Origin of the sequence: Streptosporangium minutum, assembly GCF_002149035.1 — a bacterium.
In the GTDB taxonomy this organism is placed as follows: domain Bacteria; phylum Actinomycetota; class Actinomycetes; order Streptosporangiales; family Streptosporangiaceae; genus Streptosporangium; species Streptosporangium minutum.
The window spans coordinates 1-900 of sequence record NZ_NGFP01000527.1 but is presented as its reverse complement, the minus strand read 5'-3'; the positions used below and the strand labels follow the sequence as shown (position 1 = coordinate 900).

Below are 900 nucleotides of genomic sequence, written 5' to 3'. Positions count from 1 at the left end.
CTGGGTGGCGGCGCTCGCCCACAGCCAGCGGGTATTTCGCAATTACGACCTGCGCAAGCACGCCTACGGGCAGATCAAGGACAACTACGGGCTGGCGGCTCAGGCCGCGCAGCACGTCATCAAGAAGGTCACCGACGCCTACGCCACGCTGCACGCCAATCTCCGCAACGGACAGGTGGGCAAGCCCGGCTCCGCGCGGCGCGAGCGGGCCCTGGCCACGCCGATTGTCTTTCGCCCCAGCGCGGCCCAGCCGTTCGACGACCGCTGTCTGTCCTGGCAGATGGATGCGCGCACGGTGAGCATCTGGACCACGCGCGGGCGGATGAAGAGCGTGGCGTTCACCGCCTCGGCCGATCAGCTCACGACGTTGGCCGCCTACCGCAAGGGCGAATCAGACCTTCTGTATCGCGATGGCAGGTGGTTCCTCATCGCCACCTGCGATATTCCCGACCGGCCGGTCGGCGCCCCGGACGGGTTCCTCGGCGTAGACCTGGGGATCGCCAACCTCGCSACCACCAGTGGCGGGGTTCGCCACAGCGGCAAGGGTCTGAACGCGGTCCGCCACCGTCACCGCGAGCTACGCCGCCGCCTGCAGGCCAAGCAGACCACGTCCGCCAAGCGGCTGCTGAAGAAACGCCGCCGCAAGGAAGCGCGTTTCGCCGCGAACAYCAACCACACCATCGCCAAACGCATCGTGACCGAGGCGACACGCACCGGGCAGGGGATCGCCCTGGAAGATCTCCAGGGCATCCGCGACCGGGTACGGCTCCGTAAGCCCCAGCGGGTCACGCTGCATTCGTGGAGCTTCCACCAGCTCGGCCGGTTCATTGCCTACAAGGCGGCCCGTGCCGGTGTCGCCGTGGTCTACGTGGACCCGGCCTACACCTCGCAAGGCTGCTC

General features: G+C 68.0%; 1 protein-coding gene. It reads left to right on the top strand.

Going from position 1 to position 900, the window contains the following annotated elements:
• On the top strand, positions 1–900 hold a 900-nt coding region (locus CA984_RS44195), incomplete at both ends, for an RNA-guided endonuclease TnpB family protein (RefSeq protein WP_086579177.1).